This window comes from Lactobacillus sp. C449L, from assembly GCF_059900815.1.
In genome coordinates, this window is record NZ_JBWXGA010000339.1 from 1 (window position 1) to 426 (window position 426).

General features: G+C 45.3%; 1 tRNA gene and 1 pseudogene. Both read right to left on the bottom strand.

Features of this window, described 5'->3' with window-relative positions:
* Positions 1–175: 175 nt before the first annotated feature.
* Positions 176–251, bottom strand: a tRNA-Ala gene (locus tag AC2JF9_RS09670).
* Positions 252–299: 48 nt separating this feature from the next.
* Positions 300–426, bottom strand: a pseudogene (gene nrdR, locus AC2JF9_RS09675) (transcriptional regulator NrdR); the annotation flags it as partial.

A 426-nucleotide genomic window follows, 5' to 3' on the forward strand; every position in this document is an offset into this window, starting at 1 on the left:
TCTTTATTGTAAACGCCTGCTTTAACCAACACTTCCAGAGACAGTCTTTTGTCCGCTTTAACTTATTCCGTGTATTTTTTCATTTGCTCAATATATTCACGTAGTACTTTGTCGCTCATTATAGATCAACTCCAGAAATAAAAAAAACGGCATCTCTGCCGTTATTAGTTAATATTGGTGGACCCTAGGGGGCTCGAACCCCTGACCTCGTCGCTGCCAGCGACGCGCTCTCCCAGCTGAGCTAAGGGCCCTAAATAAACTGGAAACGAAAAACAGCTTACCATAGCATCCGACGCTTGTCAATTGGTTTTGTTTAACAGCGTGGATAGCTCCTTCATGAACATATCGATATCTTTAAACTGGCGGTACACGGAAGCGAAGCGGACGTAGGCGACCTCGTCCACTCGATACAGCTGTCCCATCATC